At 57.8% G+C, this 18274-nt stretch carries 15 protein-coding genes and 5 pseudogenes; 6 read left to right on the top strand and 14 right to left on the bottom strand.

What is annotated here, in order from left to right:
• The 4 genes and pseudogenes from Q0908_RS16545 to Q0908_RS16530 form a co-directional block, all read right to left on the bottom strand.
• Window positions 1-152, bottom strand: a pseudogene (locus tag Q0908_RS16545) (transposase); the annotation flags it as partial.
• 157 nt (window positions 153-309) lie between these two features.
• Window positions 310-1935, bottom strand: a complete 1626-nt coding sequence (locus Q0908_RS16540) for an ABC transporter substrate-binding protein (RefSeq protein WP_299287020.1) — start codon at window positions 1933-1935, stop codon at window positions 310-312.
• A gap of 24 nt (window positions 1936-1959) precedes the next feature.
• Window positions 1960-3456, bottom strand: a complete 1497-nt coding sequence (locus tag Q0908_RS16535) for an amidase (protein WP_299287017.1) — start codon at window positions 3454-3456, stop codon at window positions 1960-1962.
• On the bottom strand, window positions 3431-4759 hold the full coding sequence (locus Q0908_RS16530) for an aminotransferase class III-fold pyridoxal phosphate-dependent enzyme (RefSeq protein ID WP_299287013.1): 1329 nt from the start codon (window positions 4757-4759) through the stop codon (window positions 3431-3433). Before Q0908_RS16530 ends, Q0908_RS16535 begins: the two co-directional genes overlap by 26 nt.
• Window positions 4760-4873: 114 nt before the next feature.
• Here Q0908_RS16530 and Q0908_RS16525 point away from each other — a divergent pair, with 114 nt between their 5' ends.
• On the top strand, window positions 4874-5818 hold the full coding sequence (locus Q0908_RS16525; protein ID WP_299287010.1) for a LysR substrate-binding domain-containing protein: 945 nt from the start codon (window positions 4874-4876) through the stop codon (window positions 5816-5818).
• 317 nt (window positions 5819-6135) lie between these two features.
• On the opposite strand, the gene Q0908_RS16520 is transcribed toward Q0908_RS16525, so the two are convergent.
• The 5 genes from Q0908_RS16520 to Q0908_RS16500 all read right to left on the bottom strand — a co-directional run bounded on the left by Q0908_RS16520 (window position 6136) and on the right by Q0908_RS16500 (window position 9819).
• On the bottom strand, window positions 6136-6534 hold the full coding sequence (locus tag Q0908_RS16520) for an MAPEG family protein (RefSeq protein ID WP_299287007.1): 399 nt from the start codon (window positions 6532-6534) through the stop codon (window positions 6136-6138).
• A 30-nt stretch (window positions 6535-6564) separates the two neighbouring features.
• The gene (locus Q0908_RS16515; RefSeq protein ID WP_299287004.1) at window positions 6565-6879 is read right to left on the bottom strand and encodes a DUF1330 domain-containing protein; all 315 of its coding nucleotides are present in this window, start codon (window positions 6877-6879) and stop codon (window positions 6565-6567) included.
• Window positions 6880-6889: 10 nt separating this feature from the next.
• Window positions 6890-7870, bottom strand: coding sequence for a haloalkane dehalogenase (locus Q0908_RS16510; RefSeq protein ID WP_299286999.1), 981 nt, complete (start codon window positions 7868-7870; stop codon window positions 6890-6892).
• 32 nt (window positions 7871-7902) lie between these two features.
• Window positions 7903-8847 (bottom strand): alpha/beta fold hydrolase, encoded by a 945-nt coding sequence (locus Q0908_RS16505; RefSeq protein WP_299286996.1) that lies wholly within the window; start codon window positions 8845-8847, stop codon window positions 7903-7905.
• A 105-nt stretch (window positions 8848-8952) separates the two neighbouring features.
• On the bottom strand, window positions 8953-9819 hold the full coding sequence (locus Q0908_RS16500) for a LysR family transcriptional regulator (RefSeq protein ID WP_299286993.1): 867 nt from the start codon (window positions 9817-9819) through the stop codon (window positions 8953-8955).
• Window positions 9820-9922: 103 nt separating this feature from the next.
• On the opposite strand from Q0908_RS16500, the gene Q0908_RS16495 reads away from it, so the two are divergent.
• The 3 genes and pseudogenes from Q0908_RS16495 to Q0908_RS16485 all read left to right on the top strand — a co-directional run.
• Window positions 9923-10927 (top strand): zinc-dependent alcohol dehydrogenase family protein, encoded by a 1005-nt coding sequence (locus Q0908_RS16495; protein ID WP_299286991.1) that lies wholly within the window; start codon window positions 9923-9925, stop codon window positions 10925-10927.
• A gap of 145 nt (window positions 10928-11072) precedes the next feature.
• Window positions 11073-11959: pseudogene (locus tag Q0908_RS16490) on the top strand (site-specific integrase).
• A 12-nt stretch (window positions 11960-11971) separates the two neighbouring features.
• Window positions 11972-12849: pseudogene (locus Q0908_RS16485) on the top strand (transposase); the annotation flags it as partial.
• 38 nt (window positions 12850-12887) lie between these two features.
• On the opposite strand, the pseudogene Q0908_RS16480 reads toward Q0908_RS16485, so the two are convergent.
• Both Q0908_RS16480 and Q0908_RS16475 read right to left on the bottom strand, forming a co-directional pair.
• Window positions 12888-13418, bottom strand: a pseudogene (locus Q0908_RS16480) (IS3 family transposase); the annotation flags it as partial.
• 68 nt (window positions 13419-13486) lie between these two features.
• Window positions 13487-14301, bottom strand: a pseudogene (locus Q0908_RS16475) (IS3 family transposase); the annotation flags it as partial.
• Between the two features lie 106 nt (window positions 14302-14407).
• Between Q0908_RS16475 and Q0908_RS16470 the strand changes: the two are divergent.
• Window positions 14408-14536: a hypothetical protein gene (locus Q0908_RS16470; protein WP_299286988.1), complete on the top strand. Its 129-nt coding sequence runs from the start codon at window positions 14408-14410 to the stop codon at window positions 14534-14536.
• Here the strand turns inward: Q0908_RS16470 and Q0908_RS16465 are convergent.
• The 3 genes from Q0908_RS16465 to pncA form a co-directional block, all read right to left on the bottom strand.
• The gene (locus Q0908_RS16465) at window positions 14533-15153 is read right to left on the bottom strand and encodes a hypothetical protein (RefSeq protein ID WP_299286985.1); all 621 of its coding nucleotides are present in this window, start codon (window positions 15151-15153) and stop codon (window positions 14533-14535) included. The two genes, Q0908_RS16470 and Q0908_RS16465, sit on opposite strands and share 4 nt — an antisense overlap.
• A 136-nt stretch (window positions 15154-15289) precedes the next feature.
• Window positions 15290-16582 (bottom strand): nicotinate phosphoribosyltransferase, encoded by a 1293-nt coding sequence (pncB, locus tag Q0908_RS16460; protein WP_299286982.1) that lies wholly within the window; start codon window positions 16580-16582, stop codon window positions 15290-15292.
• A 64-nt stretch (window positions 16583-16646) separates the two neighbouring features.
• Window positions 16647-17243, bottom strand: a complete 597-nt coding sequence (gene pncA / locus Q0908_RS16455; RefSeq protein ID WP_299286979.1) for a bifunctional nicotinamidase/pyrazinamidase — start codon at window positions 17241-17243, stop codon at window positions 16647-16649.
• A gap of 84 nt (window positions 17244-17327) precedes the next feature.
• Between pncA and Q0908_RS16450 the strand changes: the two genes are divergently transcribed.
• Entirely contained in the window at window positions 17328-18248 is a 921-nt protein-coding gene (locus Q0908_RS16450) for a rhodanese-related sulfurtransferase (protein WP_299287041.1), read from the top strand.
• Window positions 18249-18274: the final 26 nt, after the last annotated feature.

Here is an 18274-nt window from a genome sequence, read left to right as displayed (position 1 = left end):
GGGTGCGTCGCGCCACCGCAAGCCATTGCGATTGATAAAGATAATCCCACTCAACACACGCCGATCATCGACGCGGGTTTGCCGTGCGACTTGGGGAAGAAGGGCTCAAGACGCGCCATCTGCGCATCTGTTAGCCAGAATAGATCAGACATGTTCACCGCTCGTTTTTCGAACCGTGAATCACGCAGCCAAGCGGAAATCAATGGGTCCTGACCCTAGAGCTGGGACCATTTCACTTCGATGGAAATATGCCGGAAATGCAATAAGCATTTCCGGGATTTTTTAGGTACTTTTTCCAGTTGGCGATGATTACCCAACCAGATGGATGTCATGCAGGTCAATTCGGTAGAAAGGGTGCATTTCGGTATTGGCGAACTTGCCGTTCGAGTGGTTGTAAAGCGACCGCCAATAGGGCTGGATGACCACCCCCTCGTCCCGCATGATTTGCTGAAGCTTGGCCATTGTTTCGCGGCGCGCGTCTGCATCCGCGATCCCCATGCCTTCGTCCACAAGGGCGTCAAATTCAGCGCTGTTCAGCCCGGATTCGTTCCATGCCGCATCAGATTTATAGGCCAGCTGCATGATCTGGATACCGAGCGGGCGTGGTCCCCATTCGGTTGCTGACCAGGGATAGCCTAGCCAGTTGTTCCAGAATGTGGCACCGGGCAAGATCTTGCGGCTGACCCCGATGCCGGCGTCTCGCAGTTGTGCGGCGACAGCGTCACAGGTGTTGGACTGCCATTGCGTGTCGATGGAAATCAACTCGAATTCCGTGTCTGCGTGCCCGGCGGCGTCGATCATTTGCTTTGCCTTTGCAGGATCATATTCGGGGGGGGCCATTTCCGCGTATTCGGGGTGCACGATGCTGACGTGATGGTTTTCGCCCACGGTCCCAAGACTGTTGAGGGCCAGTTCAAGGACCTTGTTGTTGTCCACAGCAAGTTGAAGAGCGCGGCGCACCTCGACGTTGTCATAGGGCGCATCGCGTTGGTTAAAGCGCACCGCAATGGTGTTGGCCGTCACAACAGAGCTTTGCTGCCATCCGATACTGTCAACGATTTCCACAAAGTCCGCGCCGGTCTGGTAGGTCAGGTCAATCTCGTCTGAATCGATGGCGGCGACCAAAGCGGATTGATCCGTGCCGAAATCAATGAACTCGATCCGGTCCAGATACCCGCCCTCGCGCCAATACGTGTGATCGGGGTTCTTCTCAAGCACCTGAATTTCGCCAATCTGGTTCTGCACCGGCAGATATGCACCTGTCCCGATAGGCGTCTCGCTTGGATCGCCCCCATCATAAGACCGGTGCACAATCGCCGCCGGATAGTCCGAAAACCCTGCGATCAGGCTGATGTCCGGGTTGCGCAGGTTCAACTGAATCGTGTGATCGTCAATGACCTCGATGGCCCCGTCCGCCAGCATTTTGGTGTCGGGGTCCTGCAGGGCGGCGACACGGCTGGCCATTGAATTGCCCTCGACCGTGCCATCGGCCCACCGGGTCAGATTGTGAACCACATCTTCTGCGGTGAACGCATCGCCGTTGTTCCATGTCACCCCCTGACGCAGTTTCAGCGTATAGACGTCGGCGGTGTCGTTGATCTCCCAGCTTTCCAGCAAATCGCCTGAGACCGTGCCGTCGCGGTTGAACAAGGCGAGATATTCAAGCCAGCCGCGGCAGAAGTTCGACATCTCGGTCCAGGACCAGATGCGCGGATCGGTGATCCCCTTGGTTTCCATATTGACCCGCAAGGTACCACCGGCAACCGGGGCCGCTGCTGCAGGTGTGGGCAAAGTTGCACCGATAATCCCGTAGGCCGCACTGGCCGAAAGTCCCAGCATCGTAGCGCGTGACAGGAAGTCCCGTCTGCTTAGCTTGCTCTCGGCATATTCGCGGGCATAAAGGGCAATGCCCGGATGGATCTGTTCATTTTTCATGTCAGCGACCTCCAGTATCTGCTGTTATTTTGACGTGTGCAGGTCGTTGCCTGCGGCTGCTTGATTTTGTTCTGCATGCCAGTCTGGCTTGGGGATGATCTGACCAAAGCCACCAAGTTCGGCCTCGTAGGCCAACGCCGCGTCAAAGGCGTCTTGATCGCGAAAAGGTTTGGCCACGATCTGAATGCCGGTGGGGCATCCGTTGCGGGCAATGCCTGAGGGCACCGACAGCACAGGATGGCTGCTGAGCATATTGAAAGGCACAGTCAGCGCCCAGCCAAGAACCGGATCAACAGGCTTTCCGTTGATGCGCAGACGGTCTTGGCTGTGATCAAAAATTGCGTCCACAGCGGGAAGCGCGGTCGTGGGACAGATGAAAACATCAAAGCCGGCCATCGCAGCGGCAAAGTCCTGACCCATCTGTCCTGCGGTGCATAACGCGTTGTAGAACCCTTGCGCCGACCCTGCCTTGCCCTGCTCGATCCACGTTGCGGTGTAGGGACAGATCAAATCAGACTGACCTTCCGACGCTTCCGCCATCCAGCTTGAGAATATATGCGCCAGGTGGGTTTTGCCCGCGTCGATCACGGAGACATCCCAGGGCAGCGCGATTTCGGTCACGGTGGCACCACAGGATTTGAAGATTTCGAGGGCGGCACGCGTGTTGCGGGCAACATCCGCGTCGATCTCAAAAAATCCCAGATCAAGGGAGGTGGCGATACGCAGGCCCGTAAGCGGTTTGACCTTCGCGCTCAGTTCAAGCCGAGGGTGCAGTGTGGTCACATCGCCGGGATGTGGACCGCACATGGCATTTTGCATCAGAACCGTGTCCGCAAGGCTGCGCGCCAGCGGCCCGGTATGGCAGAAGTAATCAAGGTTGAAAGGCGGTGTGACAGGGTTGCGCCCCTTGGGCGGTTTATACCCGACAACACCACAGCAGGACGCCGGGACGCGGATGGACCCGCCGATGTCTGACCCCACCGCGAGCGTCGCGGCCCCGATGGCAAGGCTGGCGGCCGCCCCGCCCGAGGACCCACCCGGCGTCAGATTGCGATTATGCGGATTGCGCGTCACACCGCCTGCGCGGGAATGGGTAAAGAGCGCACCACTGAACTCTGGCGTGCGGGTGGTCCCAATCAGCGCAGCACCAGCGCGCAGCATTGTATCGTTCTCGGGCGATGTCGTTTGGCGCGGTTTTCGGTCGGACGTTAGCGATCCATAGCTGGTGGGCCACCCTGCAAGGTTGCCGGTATCCTTGAGCGCGACGCAAATCCCTTCAAGCGCGCGCGGTGCATCGCCCTTGCCCCCGTAGCGATCCTCTGATGCGCGCGCCATATACAGCGCCGTCTCGGGGGCCAGATGGGCAAACGCGTTGATCCCCTCTTGTGATGCTTCGGCCCGCGCCAGCACCGCTTGCGTCATTTCCACCGGAGACAGCGCGCGCTTTGCAAAAAGCTCCAATGCCGCCACCGCACTCAGATCGCAGAGCGCCGCATCAGCCATGCTGCGCAACCGGGGCATGTGCCTCTGCAACGGACAGAATGCTGTCGGCCATAACATCCATGATTTGATCAATTTCCGCATCTGTGCAGATATAGGGCGGTGCGATGGCGAGCACGTCACTGATTACCCGAAAGAACACGCCGCGCGCCTGCGCCGCGTCGGAAACCCTGCGGCACAGATCGGCGCCTCCGGGCGTGGTGGTGTCAAATTCAACCCCGGCCAGCATCCCTTCGCAGCGCACGTCAAGTACACCGGGAAACTGTCGGATCGCTTCCAACCGTGTCGACATGATCTGCCCGAGCCGTTTGACATGCTGTGGCAAGCCCATCTCTTCGTAGATATCCAGACATTCCATCGCAATGGCAGCACCCACCGGATGCCCGCCGTAGGTGACACCGTGGCCAAAGACTTCCAGTTCCTGCGCCTGGCGCGCCACGGTATCGCGCACTTCATCTGTCATCGCGACGGCAGAAAGGGGGAACAGCCCCCCCGTCAACTGCTTGGCCATCGTCATCATGTCAGGCTCGATACCGTAGGTCTCGCAGGCGAACCATTCTCCGGTTCGGCCAAAGCCGGTGATGATCTCATCCGCGATCAGCAGGATGTCGTGGCGCGCCAACACGTTTTGCACCTCGGCCCAATATCCATCAGGCGGCAAATAAACGCCACCGGAGCCGATTGCAGGCTCACCAATAAATGCGCCGATTGTATCGGCCCCATGCGCGCGGATCAGCGCGTCCAGTTCAGCCGCGCGACGCTTGGAAAAGGCCACCTCGCGTTCGCCCGGAAGCGCATCAAGCAGGTAGTGTGGTCGCCCCGTGCGCAGCACCCTTTCGTCGGGCACATCAAATCCATCATGCGTCGCCGACATCGCGGTCAGCGCCGCACTCATGCTGCCTGACCCGTGATAGGCCGCTTCGCGGGCTATGATGCGCTTTTTGTCCGTCTTGCCACGGGCGTTTTGATAGTAGCTGACGATCTTGGCGGCAGTATCCACCGCCTCTGACCCCGCCGTGCCGAAAAGCACATGGTTCAGCCCGGCGGGCAGTTTTTGCACCAACCGCGCGGCCAGATCCTCGACGGGGGTATGGGTGCGGCCCAAAAAGCTGTGATAATATCCAAGCGAAGTCATCTGTGCTGCTGCACGGTCGGCCAGCCGGTGGTTTGTGAGGCCAAGCGGGCAACACCACAGGGCGGACACCGCATCAATAAATTCGCGCCCATCAACATCAGTCACCCGGATACCGTTCGCCTTGGCCATGCGGTGCGGCGGTGTCGTCTCTGCGCCGATCAAATCGGAAAATGGATAAAGCTGTGCCATGCGTGAAGGGTCCTTGCCGAAGGGCGGATCGAAATTTTCCCCCATTAACCCGCATGATAAATTCTCTGTCAAAAGAGAAAATATCGCGATATGCATGCGCAATAGGAATGCGAAATGCACAACCTGCCAAGTTTGAACATGTTGCTGGTGTTTGTTGAGGCCGCGCGCGTGCAAAGTTTCAGCGTTGCCGCCGAACGTCTGGGCGTGACCCAATCCGCTGTCAGCAAACAAGTGTCCGCGCTGGAAGCGCAGATGGGCCAGCCCCTGTTCACCCGCCACCACCGCCGCGTTGAACTGACCGAATACGGAGCCGAGGTCGCGCAGGCTGCCGCGCCCGCGTTTGAGCATCTGTCAAACCGCCTGAATGCAATCGGCAGCGTCCAGACCCGGCAAATCCGCTTTGTGGGGGATGCCGATTTCGTGCAATTGTGGCTCTTTCCCAAACTGCCCGCGTTTGAGCGGGCGCATCCCAAGATACGGGTGTCGATCCATACCCAGGTTGAGATGAGCAAAGCGCCGGATATGGATTACGACTGCGGCATCATCTGGGGGCGCGGCAATTGGCAGAACTGCCAATACGAACCCTTTCTGACCAACCGCGTGTTCCCGGTGGCCAAACCCGGTTTCTTCGATCATCTGAACCGCGTGCCCCGACTTGACGATATCGACGACAGCCAGTTGATCCATGACCAGACCCGTTTCTGGTGGACGGCGCTGCGCAACGCGGTGGGGTTGCCGGGTTTCGATGCGGATTCGGGGCGCATCTACAATCAAAGCTATCTCTGCCTTGAAGCGGCGGCGCGCGGCGAAGGCGTTACCATAGGTGATGAGGTAACGACACGAGACTATCTGCAAAGCGGTCGCCTCGTCCGGCCCTTCGCAACCGCACTGCCCGCACATGATAGCTATTTCCTCGTGCGACCCCGCCACTCACGAATTTCAGAGCCAACGGAAGCGTTCCTCCGATGGCTGAGACAAGAGGCCGACGCACATGAAAGCTGGTTCAGGAGGTCGAAGGATGCAAACTGCGAAGTTTTGTCCAATGCAAGTCAGTCTTGAAGAATGCTTTGTTTACAACACTAATCCTTGATCGGCGTTAAATAGCATTTCGTTCAAAAAACCGAAAAAGAGGTCGAATGCTAAGATCGAATGCCAAAAAAAATAACATAGGATTGACTACAAGCCACTGAGACCCGGACTGGCCTAAACCGGCCCACAGCCGACATTGAGCCGACAACTTAAATTCTGCAGTCGCTGCCCTTATTCCGGACATTCGCTGCAGGCGCGAACACATACGAATCTTATAAGGCAGGTTTAATTGGCCAATCACAACTCGCTTTCTCGGAAATGTTGGCAAGTCAGCTCAGCTGCGAGGTTCATGCAGCAACAGCGAAGATGCACTGAAACGCCAGATAGAGTGACCCTAGCGAGCCACATGTAAATCCCAGTATTCGAATGAACGGGATGCCTGTGTAGTACAGAAGCACAAAAGCGGCACGTCCGATCACTATGATTGCTGCCGCGAGTGCTGGACCCTCACCTGTGACGCCCAAAAACGTCGCGCCTGCCAATACCGGAACGATGTAGGCTGCAGACTCGACTTGGTTTTGGTAGGCACGCTGAATACGTAGGCCTAGAGGACCTCGTTCTACCAAAGGGCGGTTAGAGGAGAAGCCGTAACCGAAACCCTGACTGATGTAGGCGTAGGCAATTTCAATGGTAAGCGCGGTCATAGTGACAAGCGCAAAGCCTACAAGGGCAAATTCAAAGCTCATATTCCTAGTCTTTCTTCTGTTACTTGGCTGTTAAGCCATTGGTGTCAGCGCAACGAGGGTTGATACTGATTGGTCGGTTGCGGCTTGTCGTGCTTCAATAAGCGGAAGATAATCGGGATCGGCATACCAAGCGTCCAGCGCAACCTGTGACGGGAAGCGCAGAACGGCCATGACGTTGGCTTTGAGTTCTCCTTCCAGCGCAGTCAGCTGAGGGGTGGCAACTATGGCTTCTACACCGTGCCGATCATTGATCACCTTCAAGGGGGCGACATAGCCAGCCTGAAAGCTGCCCATGTCTTCGACTTGAAGAGAGGCGACAAGGAATACCGGAGTTTGTGTGCTCATCTTTCACTCCTCAGCTCGGCAGCCGGTCGACCCAATCGCGCAGCGCGCGACCGATGGCTGCAGGGTGATCTTCCTGGACGAAGTGAACGCAGGGGCCGAGGAACACATCTTCCAGATTGGACGCGTTGGCCTTCACGTATTCGACGACCGGTGGTGGCATCAATGCACCTGGTGCAACGTGAAACATCAGTTTCGGCATGTCGGTAGAGTACAGCCAGTCTCCGTTTGCGGTGATCACTTCGGCGGTGTCCGCAGGCTCGCCGGCGATGGGAACCTGTCGCGGCCAGACCAAGGTGGGTTTGCGGCTCTCAGGCGTTGGGAATGGTGCCCGGTAGTTGTCCAGCACCTCTTGCGACAGCGGAGTCGCGACGGCCATCTTGCCCAAAACTTCTTCGACAAAGAAATTGCCCTGCAACACCGCCTCTTCACCTGCGGGGGAGCGGAGCATGCCAAAGAGTTGCGCACTTGGCTCTCCCATCGCCTCAAGGCTTGGTGCCGGAAGCGCGGGTGGAATCCCTGCTTCCATGAACGCGACGGCCTTTACGTTACCTTCGTTCAGGCGCGCGTATCGCATCCCCAAGACCGAGCCCCAGTCATGGATAACCAAGGTGATGTCCTGCAACCCAAGGGCTTCAATAAAACCGTCGAGATATTCCGCATGGTCAGCGAACGTGTAGTCGATGTCGGGCTTGTCGCTGTCGCCCATGCCGATGAGATCGGGTGCGATGGCGCGATGCGTGTCGGTGACAAACGGGATGATATTGCGCCACAGGTAAGAAGAGGTCGGATTACCATGCAAGAAAAGCACTACCGGGCCATCTCCCTCATCGACATAGGTCATTTTTGAACCGTTAACCTCAACAGATTTTTTCTCGAATGGCATGTCTGCGGAAGGGGTAAACTCTTCGGCGTGCGCAGGAAGCGCCGACATGACGGCGACTGCTGCAGCGGTGCCTTGCAGAACGGAACGTCGGGAAATATTGAGGGTCATACGTCGTCTCCTTGTAGGTCGTGAGTGGTGTATCAATCGGCCCTCGTGGCCAAAAACGTGCGCAACTGACGCACGAGGGCGTCGGGCTCATCGTCTTGCAGATAATGACGCGCTGTTTTGAACTCGGTGACGCCAGCCTGAGGCAAACGTTTCTTCCAGGCGGCCAATGCTCCGATTGGGATCAGCGGGTCTTTCAACCCCCAGAAGATATGTGCAGGGCCGTCGAACTGTTCGACATACGGGCCTGTCTCTTCGAGCAGGATCTTGGCCGCCGGATGCGCGGTGTTGGTCGGGATCATGCGCGGAAACGCCATGACACCGGCGCGTTCCGAACTGTTCCGGAAGATGTCGCGATATGCCCGCTTCGCCGCTCCCTTTCGCTTGGTCGCGGTGGCCATTGTCATGACCTGCCGCTCAAAGAAACCCAAGCGGCGCACCATGAAGTCGCCCATACCCTTGGACCGCATCATGAGGAGCGGTGGGGGCAATTTAAGTTTTTCCGGGTCCATCCCGTCGACCGGTGGATAAAACCCAAATGTGTTCATCACCACCAGTGCCTTGATGCGCTCAGGATGACGGGCCGCGACACCAAGGCCAATTGGGCCGCCCCAGTCTTGCATCACAAGGGTAATGTTATTGAGGTCAAGCCGGAGCACCAGAGCCTCAAGATGATCGATGTGGGCCTTCAGCGTATAGGCGGCTTCGTCATCAGGCTTATCAGACAGACCGAAGCCAATATGGTCAGGCACGACGATGCGACGCTCTGTTGAGAGGCCCTTTACCAGCGCGCGATACAGGAATGACCATGATGGATTGCCATGTACCGCAAGCACTGTGGAGCGCTCATTCTCCGCACCCTCATCGAGGTAGTGCATCTGGCCCATTGGTGTCTGGATGAAGTGCGACTTGAACGGATACGCGTCCTCAAGGCCCAGCTCTTTGATGCGTGGATGCACGTCTTTGAATGTGTCGAGCATAGGAGTTTCCGAACCAAAGTTGCAGCGTTGGTTCAAAAGTAGCAGCGCAATTTCGCAACATCACGGAGTATATTTGCAGATAATTGGTGCATTCTTGCGCCGGACTTACGATTCGCCGATCAGGCGCTTCCGATGCTTGCGCAAGACGGTCTCTGCAAAGACCATGAAGGCCTGCACACGCGCGGTCTGGCGCAGGTCGTTGTGCGTAAGCAACCAAATGTCGCGGCTTTTGACAGGAGCTTTCTTGCCCGCGCGCTGTAGGTCCGGGTCTGCGTCGCCAAACAAGCATGGCAGGATCGCAAGACCTAAGCCCTCGCGTGCCGCCGCCTGTTGCGCCGGGATGGTCGGGAAGACGCCCCAAACGGGGTTATCAGGGAACTCTGATGTTCGGACCCATTCAGGCGCACCTTGCGTCGCCGCCCCCCAACCAAGCCAGCGATATAATTTTGGATTGCGAGACAGATAGTCAGGCGTTGCATAGGCCGCCTCTGTATATGCATAGAGGCGTTTGCCCACCAAAGTGTCCGGCGGGTTGTTGTCCAGCCTGACGGCAAAATCCGCCTCGCGCCGCGCAACGTCCCGGATCGATAATGAGGTGTCAAACCGCAATTCGATTGACGGGTGTTGCGCGGTAAAACCTGGCAACTCCGGCATGAAGAGCACATTGAGCAACGGCTCGGGCATCGTGACGGTCAAGGGACCGGCCAGTTCGTCGTCAAGGCCCGCGATGCTGCGTTCCGCATCAATCAATGCTTCGCTAAAGGTCTGCGCGACCCGGTACAGGGTCTCTCCGGCAGAGGTCAGAAGCAACCCGTCCGGCGTTCGGTTGAACAGGCTCGTACCGAGGCTTTCTTCCAGCGAGTCGATCCTTCGCCCAACCGTGGTGTGATGGACACCAAGAGCTTCCCCGGCCGCACGAACTGTCTTGTGCTGAACGACAGCGCACAGCGTTTTGATGTCTTCCCAGTCCAAACTGACCTCGCATTTTTGCACCACTTAGCTGCCAATACGCTACGTGACCTTGCGAAAAAGCACCAGTAGATTTCTAGAGGAATACGCCTCGAAAGGACAAACCATGCCAATCACCGCACAATTTGACGCGCTTGGAGGCCCTGAGAATATCAAGCTGCTCGATGTCTCCGTTGAACCGCCAGCAGCCGATGAAGTCCAAATCCGCATGCGCGCGGCGGGCCTCAATCGGGCTGAGTTGCTCTATGTGGCTGGTCATTATCTCGTCGAACCACCAATCCCAAATGCACCACTAGGTGCCGAAGGTGCGGGAGAGATCATAAGCGTGGGTTCTGGTGTCGAGGGTTTCGCACAAGGTGACCGGGTTTGCGTGCTGCCGATGATGGATTGGGCACAATACGGCACCTTGGCCGAAGTCGTAAACGTACCAGCCAATGCTTTGGAACGGATTCCGGACAGCATAAGTTTCGAAGATGCCGCCGCATTCTCGATGGCCTATGCAACAGCTTACGGTATGATCGTTCAAGCGGGAGAAATGCCCCTGAACGCAGCGGGCAAAACGGCCGTCATTACCGGGGCGAGTTCCAGCGTAGGAACCGCCGCTTTTCAGATACTGAAGCAGATCGGTGCCACCAGTATCGCAACCACCAGAACGCAGAAAAAGGTTGCCGACCTCAAGAATGCGGGTGCGGATCACGTGATTGTCACGGATGACGAAGATATCGGCGCCCGCCTGAAAGAGATCACAAATGGAAAGGGCGTGGACCTTGTCTGCGACTCAATCATCGGAGATATGATCGCCCCCGCCGCCGAAGCTCTTGTCCCTGAGGGAAATATGGTTCTGATGGGCTTTCAGTCGGGTGAAATTCCGGGTCTTCCCTTCTATCCAATTCTGACCAAAGGCATCACCATCCGCGGCTTTCATCTGGTCTGGCACCTTCTGGATCATGCAGACCGACGCAGAAGAGCAGTCGACTTCCTGCGTCCGCTCTGGGCCAGTGGAGAGCTTAAGCCAATTATCGATCGCGCTTTCCCGCTCTCCGATGTCTCGGGCGCCTATGCGTACATGGCAACCAACAGGCATCTAGGAAAGATCGTCGTGAAAATTTGATGGGTTTCCGGCCCAAGGACTAAGCCGCTTGTCGCGGCAATGGCGCTTGTGGTTGGCGTTTTTCTTTCCACCAGATTTAGGCTCATTTTGAGAGCTGGCTGATCCGCCTGACGATTGAGGTTTCTCAATCGGACAGGAGGTTCCAATGACACAGGAGAAGATGAGCCCGCTGCGTGCGCGGTTGATGGAGGACATGCGTATCCGCGGGATGGGCGACAAGGCTCAGAAGTCGCATATCAGGGCGATCAAGGATTTCGCCAAGTTTTTGGGGCATTCGCCGGATACAGCCACGCCCGAAGAATTGCGCTCCTATCAACTGCACATGACCGATACCGGGGTGACGCCCTCGACCTTCAACACGCGGATCGTGGCGCTGAGGTTCTTCTTCGGCATCACCTGCGGACGAGAAGACATGAAGCGGTTCATGCAGTTCAAGAGCCAGCCCAAGAAGCTGCCAACGGTGTTCAGCGTGCAGGAGGTATCTGACCTGTTGATGGCGACACCGGGGCCGGGTCTGAAGTACCGGGCTGCGCTCAGTATTTCCTATGGTTCTGGTCTGCGCGCGTCCGAGGTTTGCAATCTCAAGATCAGCGATATCGACAGCGATCGGATGTTGATCCACGTTGATCACGGCAAGGGCGGAAAGGATCGCAAGGTGATGCTGTCGCCTGGGCTGCTGGGCCTGTTGCGGGACTACAGGTGCGAAGCACGGCCCGAGGGCCGGCTGTTTCCCGGCAAGTCAAAGATCAACCCGATATCGTCTCGTTAGTTGAACAGGGCTTTCACATCCGCAAAACACATGGCTGGCATTTCAAAACCGGCCACGCTGCAAACATTGCGGCACAGCTTTGCCACGCATCTGCTGGAGGCAAACACCGACGTACGTGTCATTCGGTTTTGCTGGGCCATGCCAAGCTGACGACCACGGCACAGTACACCCACGTTGCCACCAAGACGATCAAGGACACCGTCAGCCCCTACGAGATGCTGGCCAATCTGCAGGATCAGACGCCGCGGCGAAGCCTGGCGTGATGCACCAGGGCGTTGTCCCGCCCAAAGTTGGAGATCGCGGACATTTTCCGAAGCTATGGCCTCGCGTGGCGGCAGGCCAATGCAGGACATGTCAGCCTCAGCCAGCTCAAGGTGATGTCGTCGATTGAAGCTTGTCGAACCGAGGCGCTCGGCGGACATGTGGCCGTGTGCAGCAAATGTGACCACCACCAGATTGCCTATAACTCTTGCAAGAACCGCCACTGCCCAAAATGCCAGGGACCGGCAGCGCGTGACTGGATGGAGGCGAGAGCCGAAGACCTGCTGCCGGTGGAATACTTCCACGTGGTCTTCACAATGCCCGCGGAGATCGCCAAGATCGCTTATGGAACAAGAAGGCGGTCTATGGCCTGCTGTTCAAAGCGTCGGCGGAAACGGTGACGACAATTGCCGCCGATCCAAAGCGCATGGGCGCAAAAGTTGGGCTGACCAGTGCCTTGCACACATGGGGCTCAGCCCTGACGCACTATCCGCACATCCACATGATCGTCCCTGGCGGTGGCCTGTCACCGTACGGCATCAAGTGGGTCGCTTGCAAGCCTGGGTTCTTTCTGCACGTGAGGGTATTGGCGCGGTTATTCCGTTGCCTGTTCATTGACGGTCTGTTGGCACTACGCCAAGCGGGAGAGCTTTCCTTCTTCGGTGATCACGAAGGACTGGTCGACACCGCCACCTTCACCAAATGGCTCGCCCCTTTCCGCAAATCCGAATGGGTCGTCTATGCCAAGCCACCCTTCGGCGGGCCGGCGGCGGTACTGGCCTATCTCAGCCGCTACACCCACCGGGTCGCGATCTCAAACCATCGCTTCAAAAGCGCTGATGCCGACACCGTGGCATTCCGCTGGAAGGACTACCGGGTCAAACGTGGCGATTGGACCTGTCCCGTTTTTGTGCCGCCCCAAGTGCTCGTTTAGGCCACTTTTCGTTCGAAGGCGACGGGGCTTTTCCAGCCCAGTGCTGAGTGTCGCCGTCTCGGATTATAGAATCCGTTGATGTACTGGAAGATGGCCAGCTCAGCATCCCGCCGCGTTTGCCATGACCTTCGCCAAATCAGCTCAGCTTTGATCGTTTTGACGAAGGTTTCGACGGCAGAATTGTCATAACAGTTGCCTTTGCCGCTCATCGATACCCTGAACCCGTGCTGGCGCAGGAGTTTCTGGTAGTCGTGTGAGCAGTATTGCGACCCGCGATCGGTATGATGGATACAGCCTTTGGGGGGCTGGCGTAGTGCAACCGCCATCTTCAACGCACGGATCGCCAAGCCACGTTTCATGCGATTGCTGACTGCCCAGCCGATAACACGCCGAGAATGCAGATCAAGAATGACAGCCAGGTAGAGCCATCCTTCGCGGGTCCACACGTAGCTGATGTCGCCTGCCCATTTCTGGTTGGGCGCTTTCGCTGTGAAGTCCCGGTTCAACAGGTTCGGTGCGGTGTTGAAGGTGATCAGCCCCACTTGAGTGGTCCAAATTGATTGTTAGTGCATGATCGGCCTTTGGTCCATCTGAACGACGGGATGCCACGCAAGATGAACAGGTCGCTCAAGACATCGATGACGTTGCCCGAGTTCAGCTTGCGATCCACGCGTATGGCCAGGCATTCGCGGCTGTACTCGTCGATGATGTTGAGCGTGCGGAACGCTTTCCCGTCGTCGGTGCGGCAATGCACGAAGTCGTAGCTCCAAACATGGTCGCGATGTTCAGGCCGAAGCCGGACACATGATCCGGCATTCAGCCAAAGCCGCCCCTTCTTCGGTTGTTTCATTGGCACTTTCAGCCCCTCCCGCCGCCATAGCCTTTCGACACGTTTGTTGTTCACATGCCAGCCAGCATCTCTCAGCAACGCGGCGATCCGACGATAGCCATAGCGGCCATACTGCCGGGTCAATGCTGTCATATCGGCCAGCAAACGTTCTTCGTCTGGGCGACCAACAGGTATCCGGCGCTGCGTAGATCGGTGTTGTCTCAGAACACGGCAGGCGCGGCGTTCCGAGACATTCAGCTCAGCGCGAACACGATCAATGCAGGCTCGGCGACGAGCGGGGCTTAGAAGTTTCCCTTTGCGGCCTCCGCCAAGATCAGCTTGTCCAGCGTCAGATCCGATACGGCCTTTCTCAAACGCTCGTTCTCTTTCTGTAGACGCTTCAGTTCCTTCAATTGATCCGTGCCCATTCCACCGTATTTCTTCTTCCAGCGGTAGAACGTTTGTTCAGTCACACCAATCTGGCGGATCGCATCCAGACGCGGCATCCCTTGCCCCGTCAGAACCTCAACCTGCCGCAACTTCGTGACAATCTCTTCCGGCTTTGGTCGCTTGTTTGCCATGTGTTTCCTCCGTTTTCCTAAACATAGCGAAGGACCACTTCAGTGGGGGAGGATCAGCGGGTAGACCGGACGCTTACGCTATTTCGGCATTCCGCTGGCTTTTGTATTGGGCTGGCTGTTTTTTGACGAAACCCCGTGGGACGCCTTGTTCCCCGGCGCGCTACTGATCGCGACCGGGGGGCTGATGATCGTCTGGCGGGAACGGCGGCGCGCCCGGGCGGCGCAACGCCTCTAGCGCCGCAAAATAGCGTCTCGTGCCGCTTGGGCTTCGCGTGTCAGTTGGGCTGTTGCGCTCATGTGCCAGTGGAGCCCGGAATGACCTCGGTCAGAGGCATCCTGCAGGTTGGTTTGAACCGTTTCAGTGTTCGATATTGTATCGCTCAGTGCGGCGGCAATCCGGTTCTGGCTTTGACGGATGCTATCGGCCTGTGCGGCATAGTCAGCTTCCGAAATCAGGCCCAAGTCTCGTTCCATATCCAGGTTTTTCAAGCGGGCATTGTGGGTGTGCACTGCTGCCTCGACACTGTCCATCTGGTCGTTCATCGCACGCAAATTGCGCACCAACGCATCCGCGGAGACGAGTTTGTTGCGGCCATCCGTTTGGGCGGCGCTGGTCACGCCGTGCCGTGCCTGCGAGCGGCGCACGAGGGTTTGAGCGAGTGCGCTCAACGCGTCAGCTTCGGTTGTCACGTTAATGGTTTCGCCAATTTCGGCAGGGGCGGTTGACGGCCCGCGCTGTTCCGAAAATCCGATCAAAGACACATCCAGCCGCGATGTCTCTTCTATGCCTGAAGCGCACCCTGCCAAGGCCGCTGCGCTCAGGAACATCCCTGTTTTTACAAAACTATACATGACGCGATTGCCCGTCCTTCTTCGTAATTATCTGCTCTTTGAAGGCGAGATATCGCGCAATTGTGGTTAATTTTGGGCCATTGTATAATTTTGCGAAACAATTGAGGCAGCCAGAGGCGTTTGTGCCAAAGACTGCTCAGACCTCGACGGCTTGCGCCTCTTGCGCGCCCACCTGGAAGACCCGTTTGTACCGCTCGATTTCGGATTGCGGGCCCATCGCCTTGTTGGGGTTGTCCGACAGCTTGACCGTTGGCCTTCCGTTGGCCGAGATCGCCTTGCAGACCAACGAGAATGGTGCCAGCCGATCATCCTTGGTCAGCCCTTTGAAATCATTGGTCAGCATCGTGCCCCACCCGAACGACACTTTGACCCGGCCCGCGAATTGTTTGTGCAACTCAACGATCTTTGCGGCGTCCAGCCCGTCCGAGAAGATGACCAGCTTTTCGCGTGGGTCTTCGCCGCGGGTTTTCCACCACTTGATCGCGTTTTCTGCGCCGGTCGCCGGATCGCCACTGTCGATCCGTATCCCGGTCCAGCCCGCCAGCCAGTCGGGGGCGTTGTCCAGAAACCCTTGGGTGCCGTAAGTGTCGGGCAGGATCACCCGCAGATTGCCATCATGTTCCTCGTGCCAATCGCTCAGGACGTCATAGGGGGCCTGAGCCAGTGCAGCATCATCCTCGGCCAGTGCGGAATAGACCATCGGAAGTTCATGGGCGTTGGTCCCGATGGCCGCCACATCCCGGTTCTTGGCGATCAGGCAGTTTGACGTGCCCACAAAGGCTTCGCCCAACCCTTCGCCCATGGCCTGCACGCACCAGTCCTGCCACAGAAAGGAATGCCGCCGCCGCGTCCCGAAATCAGCCACCCGCAGCCCCTCATGGCCGCGCAGCACTTCGATCTTTTCCCACAGCTTGGTCATGGCGCGCGCATAAAGCACTTGCAGCTCGAACCGGCCCATTTCGTTCAGAACGGCACGGCCGCGCAATTCCATGAGCACCGCAAGCGCAGGGATTTCCCACAACATGACCTCGGGCCAGGACCCTTCGAACGTCAACTCATACTGATCGCCGCGTCGTTCGAGGTGATAGGCGGGCAGTTGTAGGGTTTCGAACCAGTCCATGAACTCGGGCGTGAACATCTGGCGTTTGCCGTAGAATGTGTTGCCGCGCATCCATGTGCTTTCGCCCCGGCTGAGCGACAGTGAGCGGATGTGATCGAGTTGTTCGCGTAGCTCGCCCTCGTCAATAAGGTCGGCCAGCGGCACATGTTTGGACCGGTTGATCAGGCTGAATGTGACTTGGGTATCCGGCTTGTTGCGGAACACAGATTGGCACATAAGCAGCTTGTAAAAATCGGTGTCGATCAGGGATCGGACAATCGGGTCGATCTTCCATTTGTGGTTCCAGACGCGGGTGGCGATATCGACCATTGCGGTGTCCTTGTCGGTGGCTTGACACGTTGTGCCTCAGGTTCGGGGCAAGCTGCAAGCTGCCTCACGTTAACGTAACCCCGGCGTCCTTCATGCCTGCCTTCGCAGTGGCGAGCGATCCATCCAGATCGATGGCGCGGCACAGGTCCAGCCGAACCGTCACATCGAACCCGAGCCTGGCGGCGTCCACCGCCGAAAAGTTCACACAGAAGTCCGTGGCCAGCCCCACAAGCGTCAGCGTGTCGATCCCGCGTGTCCGCAGATAGCCCTCAAGCCCGGTTGCCGTCGTGTGATCGTTTTCGAAAAAAGCCGAGTAGCTGTCGATGCCGGGGCGATATCCCTTGCGCACGATCATCTGTGCGCGTTCGACGTTAAGGTCGGGGTGGAACGCGGCCCCATGGCTGCCTTGGATGCAGTGATCCGGCCACAGCGCCTGCGGCCCATAGGACATATCGATCATATCATAGGCTGCGTGCCCCGGATGAGAGGACGCGAATGATGAATGACCTGCCGGGTGCCAGTCCTGCGTCAGTATCACGGCCTCTGCTGTGTCCATCAGCGCATTGATCCCGCCGACAATCAGATCACCCTCAGGCACGGCGAGCGCACCGCCGGGGCAAAAGTCGTTCTGAACATCGATCACGATCAGGGCATGGGTCATGGGCTTCTCCACTGTGCTGCCCGGCCAGTGTCGCACCGCCTCGCCCCCTTGCACAAGGGTATCCCGTTGCCCTATTTCGCAGATATGTTCACCATCGCTGCTCTTTATCACTTCACCCGGTTTGCCGATATCGGGGCGCTCAAACCGCCATTGGTTGCGCTCTGTACTGCCAATGATGTGCGCGGATCACTGTTGCTGGCCCCCGAAGGCATCAACGGCACCATCGCGGGGCCGCGCGCGGGCATTGACGCCGTGCTGGCCCATATCCGCGCGCTGCCCGGTTGCGCCGATCTGGAGTGGAAGGAGAGCACCAGCCCCACCGCCCCATTCGGCAAGATGAAGGTGCGGTTGAAGCGTGAGATCGTCACCATGGGTCAGCCCGACGTCGATCCCACTGCTCGCACGGGTCACTATGTCGAGGCCGCAAATTGGAATGATCTGATTGGCCGCGATGATGTGGCCGTGATTGACACCCGTAACGACTATGAGGTCGCCATCGGGACCTTTGACGGCGCCGTCGATCCGGCCACTGCCAGCTTTGGGGAGTTTCCGGCGTGGTGGGAGGCGAATAAGGAACGGTTTCAGGGCAAAAAGATCGCGATGTTCTGTACGGGTGGCATTCGCTGTGAGAAATCGACGAATTACCTGCTTGGGCAGGGGGTCGAGGATGTCTATCACCTCAAGGGTGGCATTCTGAAATATCTCGAAGAAGTCCCGCTGGTCGACAGCACATGGCAGGGCGAATGCTTTGTCTTTGATGGGCGCGTCAGTGTCGGCCATGGCTTGGCCGTTGGTCCGCATCTGCTGTGTCACGCCTGCCGTCGCCCGATCCTGCCTGCGGACCGGGACCGGCCCGAATTTGAGCAAGGGGTCGCCTGTCATCATTGCGCGGATGAGACATCGGATGCGGACAAGGCCCGGTTTCGCGAGCGTCAGAAACAGATGGTTCTGGCGCGCGATCGCGGCACCGCCCATATGACCGGTCATGTCACAGACAAGGGCTGAAGTGGGCGGACGACACGTCCGCCTTA

This window comes from uncultured Tateyamaria sp. (genome assembly GCF_947494755.1).
In the GTDB taxonomy this organism is placed as follows: Bacteria; Pseudomonadota; Alphaproteobacteria; order Rhodobacterales; family Rhodobacteraceae; genus Tateyamaria.
The sequence above is the reverse complement of the archived record's forward strand: the minus strand, read 5'-3'. Positions and strand labels throughout refer to the sequence as shown.

Coding starts and splice junctions, on each gene's coding strand:
- Q0908_RS16495 (WP_299286991.1), top strand. CDS start 9,923: ATGCCAATCACCGCACAATTTGACGCGCTTGGAGGCCCTGAGAATATC.
- Q0908_RS16465 (WP_299286985.1), bottom strand. CDS start 15,153: ATGTATAGTTTTGTAAAAACAGGGATGTTCCTGAGCGCAGCGGCCTTG.
- Q0908_RS16525 (WP_299287010.1), top strand. CDS start 4,874: ATGCACAACCTGCCAAGTTTGAACATGTTGCTGGTGTTTGTTGAGGCC.
- pncA (WP_299286979.1), bottom strand. CDS start 17,243: ATGACCCATGCCCTGATCGTGATCGATGTTCAGAACGACTTTTGCCCC.
- Q0908_RS16535 (WP_299287017.1), bottom strand. CDS start 3,456: ATGCCCCGGTTGCGCAGCATGGCTGATGCGGCGCTCTGCGATCTGAGT.
- Q0908_RS16530 (WP_299287013.1), bottom strand. CDS start 4,759: ATGGCACAGCTTTATCCATTTTCCGATTTGATCGGCGCAGAGACGACA.
- Q0908_RS16540 (WP_299287020.1), bottom strand. CDS start 1,935: ATGAAAAATGAACAGATCCATCCGGGCATTGCCCTTTATGCCCGCGAA.
- Q0908_RS16450 (WP_299287041.1), top strand. CDS start 17,328: ATGTTCACCATCGCTGCTCTTTATCACTTCACCCGGTTTGCCGATATC.
- Q0908_RS16520 (WP_299287007.1), bottom strand. CDS start 6,534: ATGAGCTTTGAATTTGCCCTTGTAGGCTTTGCGCTTGTCACTATGACC.
- Q0908_RS16510 (WP_299286999.1), bottom strand. CDS start 7,870: ATGACCCTCAATATTTCCCGACGTTCCGTTCTGCAAGGCACCGCTGCA.
- pncB (WP_299286982.1), bottom strand. CDS start 16,582: ATGGTCGATATCGCCACCCGCGTCTGGAACCACAAATGGAAGATCGAC.
- Q0908_RS16505 (WP_299286996.1), bottom strand. CDS start 8,847: ATGCTCGACACATTCAAAGACGTGCATCCACGCATCAAAGAGCTGGGC.
- Q0908_RS16515 (WP_299287004.1), bottom strand. CDS start 6,879: ATGAGCACACAAACTCCGGTATTCCTTGTCGCCTCTCTTCAAGTCGAA.